We start from the raw sequence: 16,667 nt of genomic DNA, 5'->3' as shown, positions 1-16,667 counted from the left end.
TAATTACGGAACTAATAGTGAATACTTTTAAAAAAATGTTCCGGGTTTAACTGTGCGTGAACTTCATCGTATTAATCAGTTTCAGCGTTTGTGGCAACTCAGCCACGGCGAGACGCAACGTCTCAGCGTTGCAGCAATCGCTCAACACTGCTTTTGCAGCGAGCGCCATGTGCGCACCCTGCTGCGCCAGTGGCAGAATGCGGGCTGGCTGCGGTGGCGTGGCGAATCCGGACGCGGCAAACAGGGCGAGCTGACTTTTTTGCTCTCACCGGAGCAATTACGTCAACAGCTATTAACGCAGCAACTTGATGACGGCGAAGCGGTTCAAGCTTTGCAAGTACTCGATCTGCATCCCGAGCGGCTGGTGAGAATGTTGCGGCCGCTGATGGGCGGGCAATGGCAGAATCAATCGCCCGTGCTGCGCATTCCTTATTATCGGGCGATGGAACCGTTACGCCCGCTCAAGCTGACCGGACGCGCTGAGCAACATTTGGCACGGCAGGTTTTCTCCGGCCTGACACGTTTTCGCGATAATGATGTTGAAGGCGATATCGCTCACCATTGGCAGCATGATGCCAGCGGTCGTGACTGGTACTTCTGGCTGCGCCCGCAGCTCAGCTGGCATAACGATGAACCGGTGCAGGCGGCACAGTTAGTTGAGCAGTTGCAGCAGATCATGCAATCGCCGCGCGGTTCGCGCCTGCTGGCGGCAATAGATCAGATTGAAGCCCCGCATCCACTGGCGATACATATTCAACTACGCGAAAGCGATTACTGGCTGCCGCAACGGCTGGCGCACCAGTTCTGTCTGTTACCTCATCCTGAATTCGCCGACATTGGTAGCGGCCCCTGGAAGCTCACTCATTTCACCGCAGAAATGGTGCGGCTGGAGAGCCATGCGCGCTGGCATTTGCAGCGCCCGCTGATCCAGCGAATGGAATACTGGATCACGCCACAACTGTTCGATCGCGATCTCGGCACCAGCTGCAGTCATCCGGTGCAAATCGCGATTGGCGATCCTGACGAACTCGGCTCACTGCGTCCGGTTGATCGCAGTATCAGCCTGGGATTTTGTTATCTGGCGCCACGCGTCACGGCCCACTTTAGTGCCGAACAGGCCCAATCGCTGATTGCCTTGATTCAGCGCAGCGGTGTGATTCAGCAATTGCCGCTGGATGAGGGGTTGATTACACCCAGCCTTGAGCTGCTCCCTGGCTGGCCGGTGCCGCGTGCAGAAAGAGAAAGAATTTCACTGCCGCCAACCCTGACACTGCATTACCATTTGCCGGTCGAACTACACGTGATGGCGCAGGCGCTGATCCCTCTGCTGGCACACCATGGCTGCGCCCTCACCTGCATCTTCCATGATGTCAAAAGCTGGCGCGACGACATCGATCTCAGTGAGGCCGATGTGGTGATGGGCGACCGGCTAATTGGCGATGCCCCGTTGTTTACGCTGGTGAATTGGCTAGAGAACGATCCGGTTTGGCAGCCGTTGCGCGAAAAGGTACTGCAATCGCCGCTTAGCGCTATTGCCCAACAACCTGATGCGTTGCAGCGTGGTGAATTGACTCAGCAACTGTTTCAGCAACTGATGCGCGATGGCTACTTGCTGCCGCTGTTTAACTATCGCTATCAGGTTTTTGCCCCGCCCGGCGTGGAGGGCATTCAGCTTAATAGCCTGGGATGGTTTGATTTCACTCGCGCCTGGATTCCACCGCCAACCACAGCCAGTGCTGTTCAGCCTGCGTCCGAGCCAGTACCATAGGCGCACTGATTTTTGGGGAAGATAAAATGAAACGAGCCGTTGTGGTATTCAGTGGCGGACAAGACTCCACCACCTGTTTAATTCAGGCGCTGCAACACTACGATGAAGTGCACTGCGTCACCTTTGATTATGGCCAGCGCCATCGGGAAGAGATCGAGGTTGCGGCTGAACTGTCGCAAAAACTGGGCGCGCGTGCGCACAAAGTGCTGGACGTTACGCTACTCAACGAGTTAGCCGTCAGCAGCCTGACGCGCGACAACATTCCCGTGCCAACCTACGATCCGAATGCCAGCGGTTTGCCGAGTACGTTTGTACCGGGCCGCAATATTCTGTTTTTAACGCTGGCCGCAATTTATGCCTATCAGGTTGAAGCCGAAGCGGTGATCACCGGCGTGTGTGAAACCGATTTCTCTGGTTACCCGGACTGCCGCGACGAGTTTGTTAAGGCACTGAATAACGCCGTCAGCCTTGGCATGGCGCGTAACATTCGCTTTGAAACGCCGCTGATGTGGCTGAATAAAGCAGAAACCTGGGCGCTGGCCGATTACTGGCAACAGTTGCCGCTGGTACGCGCTGAAACCCTCACTTGCTACAACGGGGTGAAAGGCGATGGCTGCGGCGAATGCGCAGCCTGTCATTTGCGTGCGCGTGGACTGGCGGAATATCAGGCTAACGCATCGACCGTGATGGCAGCAATGAAGCAAAAAAGCAGCCTCAACTGATTCAGGCGGCGAGTTAAAACTGGCGTCAACGGCGCCAGTTATTCATTCTCGACCATTAATGACGCCAGACGCTCACGCAGCTCCCCTTCCATCGGCACCGCTTTTTGCGTGCGTAGATCAATGCAGACAAAGGTCAGCGCCGCATCAGCCACCACCGAATCATCCTTTGCCAGCACTACCCGCTGTGCGATGACACCGCTCTTACCGCTAAGCTGTGACACTTCACTGTCAATGTTCAGTACGTCGCCCAATACCGCCGGACGACGATAGTTGATGTTGATATTCACTACTACAAATGCCAGCTGCTGCTCCATCAGCCAATGAAAGGCATTGACCTCCTCCAGCCACTGCCAGCGCGCCTCTTCAAGAAACTCCAGATAGCGCGCGTTATTCACATGCTGATAAACATCCAGATGATAACCGCGCACTTTGATAGTGGTTTGCATTGTTGCTCCTGTTCAGGCTGAGAATGACAACTGGTAAGACCTGTTGAGCATAGCACAGCCTGAATCCGGGCTTTTTCAATCCTTCAAAGTCGCGAGATGCTTCACAGTTTAAGCCGGGCGCTATTGCGTTCAATCAGGGCGCTGCCAATGCCGGGCACCTCCTTGAGTTGTTCAATAGCGGTAAACGGACCGTATTGTTCGCGATAACTGACAATGGCCTGCGCTTTCTTCAGGCCGATACCGTTCATGCCAGCCGCAAGCTGTTCGGCGGTGGCGGCATTGATGCTGACTTGTCCTTCCTGTGGCGTTGAGACTTGCGTCGCCTGCGTTTCACTGGGACTTTCGGCAGCCGCCAGTCCGGTGGTATAAACTGCGCCACCCAGCGCCAGCGTAATACATAGGGCTTGAAAAGTTGATTTCACCATGCTGTGTTTCTCCTTGTGTTTGACAGCTACAGCAGGGTGTCACAGCTAGAATTTAGGCTCAAAAGGGCAATTGTAGAAATGGAAAAGGCCGCATAAGCGGCCTTTCGATATTGCAGTGATTTAACTTTTTTTGTGAGGCTTACTGGTTTTGTGCAGCGGCGCCGTACTTAATCTTCGCCTCTTTACGCAGGTTTTCCAGCAGCGCTTCAAAAGCAATCTGCGCGTTATTCTGCGTCACGCCTTTCACCATCTCATCGGTCTGCGCCTGCGGCATGTTGCCCGCGCTGACTTTGTCCAGCGCGACCAGCACCACATTGCCTTGCATATCTTCGCTTACACCCCACGACGGCTTATTGTCGGCAGGCTGTGGCAGATTGAAGGCTGACTGCGCAACCGGATCCTGCGCATTGCGATCAAAGGATTTGCTGGCGCTAAGCGTCAATCCTGCAGCCTGCAGCGCATCCGCTTTACCGGCTTTCAGTTCGGCCAGCAGCTTGTCTGCCTGCGCTTTTGCCTGCTGTGTCGCTTTATCGTGTTTCAGCGTATCCACAATCTGTGCTTTTACCTGATCCAACGGCTTCACCGCTTCCGGTTTGTGCTCGCTGATACGCAGTACAAAGGCACGATCGCCATCCACTGAAATGATGTCAGAGTTATTACCCGGCGCACCGTTTTGGCCAACTAAACCACCATTAAAGATGGCCTGCTTAACCTGATCGAAATTCAACTCATCGGGCAGGTTATCGCGCGTAATCCATTGGGTTTCTACCACTTTCAGACCGGAAGCCTGCGCTGCGCCCGCTAACGATTCATTATCGTTGCTAGCGGCTTCGCTCACTTTCTGCTGAACTTTGTAGAAAGCATCAACCGCTTTCTCTTGCTTCACTTTGTCCGCAACAATGTTGTGAACATCGGCTAAAGGCTTAACCTGCTCCGGCTGGATATCATCCAGACGTACCACGAGGAAACCAACAGACGATTTGATCGCACCAGAAAGTTGGCCTTTCTGCGTCAGATTGGCGTTTTTCAGCTCGTCTGGCGTGGTGCTCGGCTCCAGCCACCCCATGTCACCGCCTTTACGGGCTGAGATGGGATCAATAGATTTGCTCTTCGCCAACGCGGCGAAATCTTCACCTTTTTTCAGCGCATCCACTACGGCGTTAGCATCAGCTTCCGTCTTGGTTTGGATCACGCTGTAGCGATTACGCTGTGGCTGTGAATAATCCGCTTTATGTTGATCGTACCAGCTCTGAATGTCTGCTTCACTGGCCGTTTCCTGCATGCTAGCGGCATCCATTTTGATGTAGCTAACGCGGAACTGCTCGGGTGCCATAAAGCTGTTTTGATGCTGCTGATAATACTGGCTGACTTCGTCGTCGCTGACCGTCTGTTTAGCTGCCAGCGCGTTAACATCAATCACCGCCTGACGTACTTCACGCTGCTGTGACACCAAATCCACCAGCTTGCTGGTTTCGCCTTTTAGCATGAAATCGGTGTTGGCAATGGCGTTAATCAGCTGCTGCGTCGCCAGCTGCTTGCGCAGTGCTTCGGCATATTGGTCAGCGGTGAAGCCCATGCTGGTGATCAGGCCACTGTATTTGGCGTTGTCGAACTTACCGTTGGTCTGGAAGGCTTTCTGATTGAAAATCGCCTGTTTCACCTGATCATCGTTGATACCGATGTGCAGATCTTTGATGTACTGATCAAGTAACGCCTGATCAATCAGCTGTGATAGCGCCTGCTGGCGCATCTGCTGCATGTAGCCTTCGTTGCTGGCTAACTGCGAGAATTGATCGCCCAGCATCTGCTGCTGACGATTACGCTCGTTGTTAAAACCCTGCTCCAGCTCCGCACGGCTGATCTCGTGACCGTTAACTTTGGCAGCATAATCACCGCCGCCACCGATCAGGTAGTTGCCCACCCCGGTAAGTACGAAAGACAGGATGATCAATCCCAGAATAATCTTGAGCACGACATGATTCGACGCCGCGCGTAAATTGTCCATCATGGTATGACAACACTCCGCTGTAGTGTGAATGTAAAGCTCTAACACGATGGCATCATCGTGCAACTGCTGTTCAGGCTGGCAGTTGGCAACCATGCGGAGACAACAACCAAAGGCTATCGCCGCGCATCAAGAATAAAAAAGGCACATCAAAAATGATGTGCCCGTATGTTACATGAGAACGGCTTTTGCGTCCTCAATCCACGGAAGAAAATGCTTCAATGGATGTATCAGCGGTCATTAATTGACGGAATCTTTCAGTGCTTTACCTGCACGGAAGCCCGGAACTTTACCAGCCGGAATGGTGAGCTCTTTGCCCGTTTGTGGGTTACGGCCTGTACGAGCTGCACGCTCACGTACAGAGAAAGTACCGAAACCAACCAGTGCCACTTCATCACCGCCTTTCAGAGCTTCGGTAACGGAGTCCATGAATGCATCTAAAACACGTCCCGCTGCTGCTTTAGAAATGTCAGCATCTGCAGCAATTTTGTCGATCAACTGTGACTTATTCACTCTCTTCATCCCCTCTTTTATTATTCACATCGCACCCGCGCTTCCCGCCCGGTGCGAACGCGCAGCAAGTTATATCAAGCCTGTGGAGCTGAAACAACGGTATTCATCTTATTCGTTGATCCAGCAGCCCACTAAGTTAGCGGCACAAAAAAAAGCTGGCAAGCACCATTTTGCCTGCCAGCTTCGCTTTTTAGCGGTTTATGCCGCTAATCACTATTTTGCGGTCACAACCTGCATGCCGTAAGGCGCATTTTCCAGTGCCAGGTTCAACACTTCTTCAATACGCTTCACCGGATGAATATCCAGATCGGCAATCACGTTCTGCGGAATATCTTCCAGATCGCGCTTGTTTTCGTCCGGGATCAACACGGTTTTGATGCCGCCACGGTGTGCCGCCAGCAACTTCTCTTTCAGGCCACCAATCGGCAGAACCAAACCACGCAGTGTGATTTCACCGGTCATCGCCACATCAGAACGCACCGGGTTACCGGTTAAGCATGACACCAACGCGGTGCACATGGCGATACCGGCGCTCGGACCATCTTTCGGCGTCGCACCTTCTGGCACGTGCACGTGGATATCACGTTTCTCGTAGAAATCACCGTTGATGCCCAGTTTCTCAGCACGCGCACGCACTACAGTCAGCGCGGCCTGAATCGATTCCTGCATCACTTCGCCCAGCGAACCGGTGTATGTCAGCTTACCTTTACCTGGCACGCAGGCGGTTTCAATGGTCAGCAGATCGCCACCCACTTCCGTCCACGCCAGACCGGTCACCTGACCCACACGGCTTTCACTTTCTGCGCGACCGTAATCAAAGCGCTGCACGCCAAGGAAATCCTTGAGGTTATCGCCGTTGATCACGATGTGTTTTTTCGACTTATCCATCAGCAGCGTTTTAACCGCTTTACGGCACAGCTTAGAGAGTTCGCGCTCCAGACTACGCACGCCCGCTTCGCGGGTGTAATAGCGGATGATGCCAACAATCGCACTGTCGTCGACGGTGATCTCTTTTTCTTTCAGCGCATTACGTTCGATCTGTTTCGGCAGTAAATGCTGCTTCGCAATGTTCAGTTTTTCATCTTCGGTATAACCCGAAAGACGAATAACTTCCATACGGTCAAGCAACGGTGCCGGGATGTTCATGGAGTTCGAGGTCGCCACAAACATGACGTCAGAGAGATCGTAATCCACTTCCAGATAGTGATCGTTGAACGCGATGTTCTGCTCAGGATCCAGCACCTCAAGCAGCGCCGAAGCTGGATCGCCACGCATGTCAGAAGACATTTTGTCGATCTCATCCAGCAGGAACAGCGGGTTTTTAACCCCAACTTTTGCCATTTTCTGGATCAGTTTACCTGGCATAGAACCAATGTAGGTACGACGATGTCCGCGAATTTCCGCTTCATCGCGCACGCCACCCAGCGCCATACGCACGTATTTACGTCCGGTTGCCTTAGCAATCGACTGTCCCAGCGAGGTTTTACCCACGCCTGGCGGTCCAACGAGACACAGAATTGGCCCTTTGATTTTGCTGACGCGACTCTGTACCGCAAGATACTCAAGGATACGGTCTTTGACTCGTTCCAAACCGTAATGGTCGATATCCAGAGTTTCCTGCGCTTTACGCAGGTCTTTTTTCACCTTGCTGCGCGCAACCCATGGAACCTGAACCATCCAGTCGATGTAGCCACGTACCACGGTCGCTTCTGCCGACATCGGTGACATCATCTTCAGCTTCTGCAATTCAGCTTCGGCTTTTTCACGCGCTTCGGTCGGCATTTTGGCCGCTTCAATCTTACGTTTCAGCGCCTCATATTCATCCGGCGCGTCATCCATTTCGCCCAGCTCTTTCTGAATGGCTTTCATTTGCTCATTCAGATAGTACTCACGCTGGCTTTTCTCCATCTGCTTTTTAACACGGTTGCGAATACGCTTCTCAACCTGCAGCAGATCGATTTCTGATTCCATCATCGCCATCAGATATTCCAGACGTTCATTGACGTCGGACATCTCCAGCACGGACTGTTTATCAGCCAGTTTCAGCGGCATATGCGCTGCTACGGTGTCGGCCAGACGGGCCGCATCGTCGATGCTGTTGAGGGAAGTTAATACCTCAGGTGGGATCTTTTTATTGAGCTTGATGTAGCCTTCAAACTGGTTGATGGCTGTGCGCACCAGCACTTCTTGCTCGCGTTCTTCAATTTCTGGCGAGACAAGGTATTCAGCCTGGGCAACAAAATGGTCACCGTTATCAGCCAACGTGGTGATGTGCGCGCGTTGTAAACCTTCAACCAGCACTTTTACCGTGCCGTCTGGAAGTTTCAGCATCTGCAATACAGAAGCGACGGTCCCTACTGAGAAGAGATCGTTAATGCCAGGTTCATCCGTTGAAGCCTCTTTCTGTGCAACCAGCATGATCTTTTTATCATGATCCATCGCGGCTTCGAGGCACCGAATCGATTTTTCCCGACCAACAAACAACGGAATTACCATGTGCGGATAAACCACCACGTCGCGCAACGGCAACACGGGGATTTCAATGCGTTCAGAACGCTCAGGATTCATAGAGCTCTCTCTTAGTTTAATGTCCGCCAGGTGATGGGTACCGCGCAATAGAGGTTTTGCAGTTAAACCCACAGGATATTGAGTATATGGGGATGCTTATACGACATTCAATGTCACTGGCGAGAGAAAAACAAAAGGGGAAAGATTTTTCCCCTTTTTTAAGATAACAACATGGTGCGATTGTTTATTTATTCACCAGAAGCCTGGGCTTCATGCTTTCCATAAATCAACATTGGCTCAGATTGACCTTCAATCACTGACTCATCAATCACCACTTTTTCAACGTCATCCATTGAAGGCAAGTCGTACATGGTTTCAAGTAACGCACCTTCAACGATAGAACGCAGACCACGCGCACCGGTTTTACGCGACATCGCTTTTTTAGCGATCGCCGTTAAAGCTTCGTCACGGAACTCCAGTTCTACGCCTTCAAGATTGAACAACGCCTGATACTGTTTGGTCAGCGCGTTCTTCGGCTCACGCAGGATCTGAATCAGCGCTTCTTCACTCAGTTCGCTCAGCGTTGCCACGACGGGCAGACGACCAATGAACTCAGGAATCAAGCCGAACTTAATCAGATCTTCTGGCTCAACCTGCGACAGCAATTCGCCTTCGCTCGCCTTCTGGGATTTGCCCTTCACCGTTGCGCCAAAGCCGATGCCGGATCCGGTTTCAACACGCTGGGAAATCACTTTATCGAGACCGGCAAATGCACCACCACAGATAAACAGAATCTTAGAGGTATCAACCTGCAAGAATTCCTGCTGTGGATGTTTACGTCCGCCCTGCGGCGGTACAGCTGCCACGGTGCCTTCAATCAGTTTCAACAGCGCTTGCTGTACACCTTCACCCGATACATCACGAGTGATTGACGGATTATCAGACTTACGCGAAATTTTGTCGATTTCATCGATGTAGACAATGCCGCGCTGTGCTTTCTGCACGTCGTAATCACATTTCTGCAGCAGTTTCTGGATGATGTTTTCAACATCTTCACCCACGTAACCCGCTTCGGTCAGCGTGGTGGCATCGGCCATGGTAAATGGCACATCCAGCAAACGCGCCAGCGTTTCTGCCAGCAAGGTTTTACCGCTACCCGTTGGACCGATCAGCAAAATGTTACTTTTGCCCAGTTCAATACCGTTGCTGGTATCACCATTGCGCAGGCGTTTGTAGTGGTTATATACCGCTACGGCCAACACTTTCTTCGCCCTTTCCTGACCAATTACATAATCGTCAAGATGATGGCGGATTTCGTGCGGCGTCGGCAGTGAACTGCGCTCGCGATGCGGCGCAACTTCCTTTATCTCTTCACGAATGATGTCGTTGCAAAGATCAACGCACTCATCGCAAATGTATACTGACGGCCCGGCAATTAGCTTACGGACTTCATGCTGGCTTTTGCCGCAGAAAGAGCAGTACAGCAACTTACCTGAACCGTCTTTGCGCTTATCTGTCATCAGCTAACCTCTTTTCTTTCTCAGACCAAATTTGTTGTACGGCGCTGGCCGTACATCAACGGCCGATATGCATTCAACCCATCTGCCTGCTCCCCGTTAACTATAGCGTAAGGGGCAAACAGATGTGTCTTATTGGCGATGCGTCAGGATTGAGTCGACTAAACCATACTCTACCGCTTCACCCGCAGAGAGGAAACGATCGCGCTCGGTGTCACGTTCGATCTCTTCCAGCGATTTGCCGGTGTGCTCAGCCATCAACTCATTCATGCGCTGCTTCACTTTCAGAATTTCGCGCGCATGGATTTCAATATCTGTCGCCTGGCCCTGATATCCGCCCAACGGCTGATGAATCATCACACGTGAATTAGGCAGGCAGAAACGTTTGCCTTTGGTGCCCGCAGTCAGCAGGAACGCACCCATAGAACAAGCCTGACCCATACAGATGGTACTCACGTCGGGCTTGATAAATTTCATTGTGTCGTAAATTGACATCCCTGCAGTAATCACGCCGCCTGGCGAGTTAATGTAAAGGTAAATGTCTTTTTCAGGATTCTCAGCTTCCAGAAACAGCATCTGCGCCACGATCAGGTTAGCCATATGATCTTCAACCTGACCCGTCAGGAAGATCACACGCTCTTTGAGCAGGCGAGAGTAGATGTCGTAAGAACGCTCGCCGCGCGAGGTTTGTTCGACCACCATTGGCACCAGCGCCATGTGCGGTGCAGTAAATTCACGATCGCCACTGTATGACATTACCGTCTCCTGATAAATTTCATTGGCAACATTCTGTACCGATTTTACGTAAGCCGCGGCAGGAACACTACGAGCCACGGTCTCAAACCGAGATAACTACTCGGTTAATCAGTCAGTCTCACTGTTTTCATGCATTCTCCCTGTATCTGGGGATGCTGCCCAGTTGTTTCAAGCATAACAACCTTTTGCCCATTCGCTAACACGGAAAAAGAGCTTAGCCGATAATTTGCCGATTAATTAAGCAAATAGAGGACAAATCTGTGTACTTAGCGCCAGAAACGAAAAAGCCCGCGACTTTTCAGTCACGGGCTTAGCACTAACGGTTAACGAATAAATCAGGCCGCTGAGGTCTGGTTCATCAGTTCCTGGAAGTTAGTGGCTTTATCGGTCACTTTCGCTTTCGCCAGTACCGCTTCAACCGCTTGCTCTTCCAGAGCCACGTTACGCATGTTGTTCATCAGCTCGCTGTTCTTGCTGTAGAACTCGATCACTTCCTGCGGATCTTCGTACGCAGAAGCCATCTCTTCGATCAGCGTTTTAACGCGATCTTCGTCAGCCTGCAGTTCGTTGATACGAATCACTTCGCCCAACAGCAGACCCACAACAACGCGACGTTTAGCCTGCTCTTCGAACAGTTCACGTGGCAGTTCCAGCGCTTGCTTCTCGTTGCCACCAAAACGCTGTGCAGCCTGACGACGCAGAACGTCGATTTCGCTGTCGATCAGCGCAACCGGAACGTCGATGTCGTTGGCGTTAACCAGACCGTCGATTGCCTGAGTCTTCACGCGATTACGGATCGCGCCTTTCAGCTCGCGATCCATGTTCTTACGTACTTCAGCACGCAGACCGGCGATTGAACCATCTTCCACGCCAAAGCGCTTGATGAACTCTTCAGTCAGTTCTGGCAGCTCACGGGTTTCAACTTTTTTCAGCACGATTTCAAACTTCGCGTCTTTCCCTTTCAGGTTTTCTGCGTGGTAATCGTCTGGGAATTTCACGTCGATAGTGAAGGTTTCGCCGGCTTTATGGCCAACAACGCCTTCTTCGAAGCCTGGAATCATACGACCCTGGCCCATAGCCAGCACGAAGTCAGAGGCTTTGCCGCCTTCGAACTCTTCGCCGTCAACAGAACCGCTGAAATCGATGGTCGCGCGATCTTCAGCTGTCGCTGCGGCATCGCTCTCTTTCCAGGTCGCCTGCTGCTTCTGCAGGGTTTCCAGCATGGTATCAACGTCAGCGTCAGTCACTTCTACGACTGGCTTCTCGACTTCGATGGCGTCCAGGCCTTTCAGCTCAACTTCTGGATACACTTCGAACTCAACCGCGTAGGTGAAGTCTTCACCTTCTTTATATTCGCCCGGCACATAGTTAGGTGCGCCAGCCGGATTGATTTTCTCTTTGATGATGGCGTCAACGAAGTTGCGCGTCATCAGCTCGCCCAGCACGTCCTGGCGAACAGAAGCACCGTAGCGCTGAGAAATGATGTGTGCCGGCACTTTGCCTTTACGGAAACCGTCGATACGGACTTTCTTAGCCACTTCCACCAGTTCTTTCTTCACTGCGCTTTCGATGCTGTCAGCTGCAACAGTAATCGAAATGCGACGGCCCAGACCCTGAGTGGTTTCTACTGAAACTGTCATCTTGTTACCTCAAAAAATCACGTGCTCGGTCAACTTCAGACACCACACATAAATGCGCCGTATCCAACAACCGGGACGGCCTCTGCAGGCAGAACCTAATCCCTGTCACCAGAAGCGTCCCGAAGACATTCCGGAAAAATAGACGCCGCATTATAGCGGCATCGCTGGAATGAGTCGAGGCTGCAAACTCACCACTTTTTAGCGGTTTTGCTGCTTTTTTGCGCCGTAGATCGCGTTTGAGTGTAATAAATGAAAAGAAAACGGCCCGCAGGCCGTTTTTTGAGAAGGGTGAAGAAAGAAAATCAGGCGAGGGTGCCGGCTCCGCGACAATTCGGTGAAGCCAGAACCGTATCCTGTAATCCATCCCACTCTTTTTGCGTGTAGGTATGCAGTGCCAGCGCATGTACGCTGCCCGCTAATTCAATTGCCAGTTCGCCATAAATAGCGCGATGACGTTGCAGAAAGCGCTGACCGGTAAATCGATCGCTTACAATCACTACTTTAAAGTGACTTTCAGAACCGGCGGGCACGTTATGACGATAGCTCTCATCATGCACTTCAAGAAGTGCAGGCTCGAAAGCATTACGCAACTTTTCTTCTATTTGTTCGCGAATCATGATTAACACTCCTTTCCGGCGAGCGCTGTGCCCATCTGTTTAAATATTAGTAGGTTTTACACCGCTTCCGCAGATTAGCCGCAAATAAATCCCCCGGCGCTGCGCATACTAACCTGCTTATCTCATAGGTCAATGACACAGCACTTCACCCTGTGCGAAAAAAGCCTTTACAATCAATTTCCATTGGCCCGGGGCTTTTTTCGCCGCGTCGCAATGCTATGATGGCCGCAGTTTTGCAAACCAACCTATATGCTAACGAGAATGAGTATGTTGAAAAAACTGTTATTCCCTCTGCTGGCTGCTTTTATTTTGGCCGGCTGTGCCAGCAACAACACCACATTGGATATTCAACCGAAGATCCAGTTACCGCAGCAAGATCCAAGCCTGATGGGCGTCACCATCAGCGTTAATGGTGCCGATCAACGTTCCGATCAGGCGCTGGCGAAAGTGAACCGCGATGGGCAGTTAATCACGCTGACACCATCACGCGATCTGCGCTTCCTGCTGCAGGAAGTGTTAGAGAAGCAGATGACGTCACGCGGCTATATGATTGGCCCAAGCGGTGCCGTTGATCTGCAGATTGTCGTTAATGGTCTGTATGCTGATGTGACACAAGGCAACGTGCGCTACAGCATTACCACTAAGGCCGATATTTCCATCATTGCAACCGCGAAAAACGGCAACAAACAGGTGAAAAATTATCGTCAGACTTACAGCGTAGAAGGCGCGTTCACTGCCACTAACGCGAAGATCACTAACGCGGTTAACTCAACCCTGAGTGACGTGATTGCTGATATGGCGCAAGACACCAGCGTTCACAACTTCATCAAGCAGAACGCCCGCTAATTTCCGCAGTAATTTGCCCGGCTAAACTTCGCCGGGCTTCATTTCAGGTTGGCTATGACATCTCACTATCTGCGTATTTTTACCCAACGTAATGCAGCGGTATTGCTGCTGCTGGGCTTTGCCTCTGGATTGCCGCTGGCGTTAACCGCCGGGACATTACAGGCGTGGATGACGGTAGAGAATGTTGATCTGAAAACCATCGGTTTCTTTTCCCTTGTCGGCCAGGCATACGTGTTTAAGTTCTTGTGGTCGCCGATGATGGATCGCTACACGCCGCCGTTTCTCGGTCGGCGTCGCGGCTGGCTGCTGGTCACACAGTTAACGCTGATTGGCGGCATTATCGCCATGGGCTTTATGCAACCTTCGCACGACTTAACCCTGCTAGCCGCGCTAGCCGTGCTGGTTGCCTTCTGTTCGGCTTCGCAGGATATCGTGTTTGATGCCTGGAAAACGGACGTGCTGCCCCCGGAAGAACGCGGCAGCGGTGCGGCCATTACCGTGCTGGGTTATCGTCTGGCGATGTTGATTTCAGGCGGGTTGGCTCTGTGGTTAGCCGATCGCTATCTCGGCTGGCAAGCCACTTACTGGCTGATGGCGATGCTGATGGTGCCGGGCCTGATTGCGACGCTGCTCGCAAAAGAACCGGTTACGCCAGCGCGCGAACCACACTCGCTCCGACAAGCCGTGACGTTCCCACTCAAAGATTTCTTCCAGCGCAACAATGCCTGGCTGCTAATCACGTTAATTATCCTTTATAAGCTCGGCGACGCCTTTGCTGCCTCGCTCACGACAACCTTCCTGATTCGCGGCGTCGGTTTTAGCGCCGGTGACGTCGGACTGGTGAACAAAACGCTTGGCCTGCTTGCCACCATTATTGGTGCACTGTATGGCGGTGTACTCATGCAGCGGCTGAGTTTGTTCCGCGCCTTGATGATTTTCGGCGTACTGCAAGCGGTGTCGAACTTTGCTTACTGGTTGTTGGCGGTGACGCCGCCGCATTTGTGGAGCATGGCGAGCGCGGTATTTATTGAAAACCTGTGTGGGGGCATGGGCACCGCGGCATTTGTCGCGCTGTTGATGACGCTGTGCAACAAATCCTTCTCGGCAACCCAATTTGCGCTGCTGTCGGCCCTTTCTGCCGTGGGACGCGTTTACGTCGGTCCCGCCGCCGGTTGGCTAGTTGAAATGTGGGGCTGGCCGACCTTCTATGCCTTCACGGTATTTGCCGGCGTGCCGGGATTGCTGTTGTTGTGGCTGTGTCGTGGCACCTTGCACAGCATTCAGCAAAGCGGGGAGTTTGTGATACGCAGCTTATGGCCACAAGGCTATCGCTGGACGGTACGTCTGTTCAGCATGGGCTGCGGCTTACTGGCGTTGTGGCTGCTGGCGTTGGCGCTCAATGTCAGCGGAATTTTGCAGATCGATGCGCTGCTCACGCCAATCTTTGAAGCCGGTATGGCATTCGCGCTGATCGCCGTCGCGTTGGGTGTGATATTAGATAGTTTGGCATTGAAAAAAGCGGCGCAAGAAAATCTGGGTTAAGTCATCCAATTTTGGTGATGAAATAATTGGCTAAACAATGTCGGTAACTGATTTTACCAATAGCATTTTTTTTAAAGCGAATTAGAAACATTAAATTAACAATTAATGGCGAATATTTAAATCCGGTGCGCAATTACTTTGTATAAAAGTCATCGCTGAAATGATGCAGAAATGTTAAATAAATGAGTATTAAGAGTACGGGTTATACTTTCCCTGATTTTTCTGCGGTTTCTACCATTGTTTTTTGTTATATTAACGCCAACTGCTTGTCGCAGTTAATAATTTGTCACCCTGCGTAACATCTGTGACACCCCTAGCAAAAGGTGTCAACAGCCTTCTGACACATCCTTAAGCTGGTTTACACTGCATAAACCTTCCCGTAAAATGCGCGCACACTTAAACGACAATAGAGCCCTTTGTCATTGAGGTCGTTAAATGAGACTCAGTAAATACAATAAAAGTTTGGGGATTTTGTCATTAATTGCAGGCGCTGTATTACTCAGCGGCTGTGATAGTGCGTTGTTAAATCCCAAAGGACAGATTGCACTGGAGCAACGTTCGTTGATTCTGACAGCTTTCGGCTTGATGATGATCGTAGTTATCCCGGCAGTCTTCATGGCAGTATTCTTTGCCTGGAAATATCGGGCAACCAATACTAACGCAACTTATAGCCCTAACTGGTCACACTCGAACAAAGTGGAAGCCGTGGTCTGGACCATTCCGATCCTGATCATTATCTTCCTCGGCGTTTTGACCTGGAAATCAACCCACGCGCTGGAGCCGAGCAAACCGCTGGTTTCTGACGTTAAACCGGTTGAGATCGATGTAGTCGCGCTGGACTGGAAATGGCTGTTCATTTACCCGGAACAGGGTATTGCCACCGTTAACCAGATTGCCTTCCCGGCAAATACTCCGGTGAACTTCAAGATCACTTCCAACTCCGTGATGAACTCCTTCTTTATTCCTACTCTCGGCAGCCAGATCTATGCGATGGCCGGTATGCAGACCAAACTGCATCTGATCGCCAACGAGCCAGGAACATTTGACGGTATCTCTGCCAACTTCAGTGGTCGTGGTTTCTCTGGTATGAAGTTCAAAGCCATTGCAACGAAAGACGATGCGGAATTCCAGCAGTGGGTTGCCAAAGTTAAAGCGGCACCTAACGCGCTGAACACCATGGATGATTTCGAGAAACTGGCTACGCCAAGCGAAAATCACCCGGTGGAATATTTCTCTACGACGAATCCTGAACTGTTCAAGCAAGTTATTGATAAGTTCAAGATGAGCCACGGGAAGATGGACATGCCAGGACATGAAGGCATGGACATGAGTCACGCCGCTTCCGCGGGAGCCGAGGAATAA

Annotated in this window: 15 protein-coding genes; 6 read left to right on the top strand and 9 right to left on the bottom strand. The window is 51.6% G+C overall.

All coding sequences use genetic code 11. The annotated features are described in order from the left end of the window. The first annotated feature begins 52 nt into the window (after positions 1-52). Together ACRQ84_RS00765 and queC are read left to right on the top strand one after the other, a co-directional pair. Positions 53-1,768, top strand: a complete 1,716-nt coding sequence (locus tag ACRQ84_RS00765) for an SgrR family transcriptional regulator (RefSeq protein WP_483816921.1) — start codon at positions 53-55, stop codon at positions 1,766-1,768. A gap of 26 nt (positions 1,769-1,794) precedes the next feature. Next, on the top strand, positions 1,795-2,490 hold the full coding sequence (gene queC / locus ACRQ84_RS00760; protein ID WP_483816920.1) for a 7-cyano-7-deazaguanine synthase QueC: 696 nt from the start codon (positions 1,795-1,797) through the stop codon (positions 2,488-2,490). Between the two features lie 38 nt (positions 2,491-2,528). Here queC and ACRQ84_RS00755 read toward each other — a convergent pair whose 3' ends face one another. The 4 genes from ACRQ84_RS00755 to hupB form a co-directional block, all read right to left on the bottom strand. Next, positions 2,529-2,936, bottom strand: coding sequence for an acyl-CoA thioesterase (locus ACRQ84_RS00755; RefSeq protein WP_483816919.1), 408 nt, complete (start codon positions 2,934-2,936; stop codon positions 2,529-2,531). A 101-nt stretch (positions 2,937-3,037) separates the two neighbouring features. After that, a complete protein-coding gene (locus ACRQ84_RS00750; protein ID WP_064740455.1) occupies positions 3,038-3,361 on the bottom strand; it encodes a ComEA family DNA-binding protein in 324 nt (107 codons plus the stop codon). Between the two features lie 139 nt (positions 3,362-3,500). Beyond that, complete coding sequence (gene ppiD / locus ACRQ84_RS00745) at positions 3,501-5,369, bottom strand: peptidylprolyl isomerase (RefSeq protein WP_483816918.1); 1,869 nt, start codon at positions 5,367-5,369, stop codon at positions 3,501-3,503. Between the two features lie 237 nt (positions 5,370-5,606). Further along, on the bottom strand, positions 5,607-5,879 hold the full coding sequence (gene hupB, locus ACRQ84_RS00740) for a nucleoid-associated protein HU-beta (protein WP_036648244.1): 273 nt from the start codon (positions 5,877-5,879) through the stop codon (positions 5,607-5,609). Between hupB and ACRQ84_RS00735 the strand changes: the two genes are divergently transcribed. Beyond that, positions 5,794-6,123 (top strand): hypothetical protein, encoded by a 330-nt coding sequence (locus ACRQ84_RS00735; RefSeq protein ID WP_196762386.1) that lies wholly within the window; start codon positions 5,794-5,796, stop codon positions 6,121-6,123. The two genes, hupB and ACRQ84_RS00735, sit on opposite strands and share 86 nt — an antisense overlap. Here the strand turns inward: ACRQ84_RS00735 and lon are convergent. From lon to bolA, 5 genes are all read right to left on the bottom strand, one after another. Continuing rightward, complete coding sequence (gene lon, locus ACRQ84_RS00730; protein WP_064740454.1) at positions 6,093-8,447, bottom strand: endopeptidase La; 2,355 nt, start codon at positions 8,445-8,447, stop codon at positions 6,093-6,095. The genes ACRQ84_RS00735 and lon overlap by 31 nt on opposite strands. Positions 8,448-8,635: 188 nt before the next feature. Then, positions 8,636-9,907, bottom strand: a complete 1,272-nt coding sequence (gene clpX / locus ACRQ84_RS00725) for an ATP-dependent protease ATP-binding subunit ClpX (RefSeq protein WP_008103932.1) — start codon at positions 9,905-9,907, stop codon at positions 8,636-8,638. A 129-nt stretch (positions 9,908-10,036) separates the two neighbouring features. After that, the gene (gene clpP, locus ACRQ84_RS00720) at positions 10,037-10,660 is read right to left on the bottom strand and encodes an ATP-dependent Clp endopeptidase proteolytic subunit ClpP (RefSeq protein ID WP_007886971.1); all 624 of its coding nucleotides are present in this window, start codon (positions 10,658-10,660) and stop codon (positions 10,037-10,039) included. 335 nt (positions 10,661-10,995) lie between these two features. Then, positions 10,996-12,300, bottom strand: a complete 1,305-nt coding sequence (gene tig, locus ACRQ84_RS00715) for a trigger factor (protein WP_007886973.1) — start codon at positions 12,298-12,300, stop codon at positions 10,996-10,998. A gap of 302 nt (positions 12,301-12,602) precedes the next feature. Then, on the bottom strand, positions 12,603-12,920 hold the full coding sequence (bolA, locus tag ACRQ84_RS00710) for a transcriptional regulator BolA (protein WP_483817959.1): 318 nt from the start codon (positions 12,918-12,920) through the stop codon (positions 12,603-12,605). A gap of 264 nt (positions 12,921-13,184) precedes the next feature. Between bolA and ACRQ84_RS00705 the strand changes: the two genes are divergently transcribed. The 3 genes from ACRQ84_RS00705 (at position 13,185) to cyoA (ending at position 16,667) form a co-directional block, all read left to right on the top strand. Then, on the top strand, positions 13,185-13,763 hold the full coding sequence (locus tag ACRQ84_RS00705; RefSeq protein ID WP_007886975.1) for a lipoprotein: 579 nt from the start codon (positions 13,185-13,187) through the stop codon (positions 13,761-13,763). A 54-nt stretch (positions 13,764-13,817) separates the two neighbouring features. After that, positions 13,818-15,305, top strand: coding sequence for a muropeptide MFS transporter AmpG (gene ampG, locus ACRQ84_RS00700; protein WP_483816917.1), 1,488 nt, complete (start codon positions 13,818-13,820; stop codon positions 15,303-15,305). 435 nt (positions 15,306-15,740) lie between these two features. After that, the gene (gene cyoA / locus ACRQ84_RS00695) at positions 15,741-16,667 is read left to right on the top strand and encodes a cytochrome o ubiquinol oxidase subunit II (protein ID WP_064740451.1); all 927 of its coding nucleotides are present in this window, start codon (positions 15,741-15,743) and stop codon (positions 16,665-16,667) included.

Origin of the sequence: Pantoea sp. E2023-21, assembly GCF_051302795.1 — a bacterium.
GTDB classification, from domain to species: Bacteria; Pseudomonadota; Gammaproteobacteria; order Enterobacterales; family Enterobacteriaceae; genus Pantoea; species Pantoea ludwigii_A.
The sequence above is the reverse complement of the archived record's forward strand: the minus strand, read 5'-3'. Positions and strand labels throughout refer to the sequence as shown.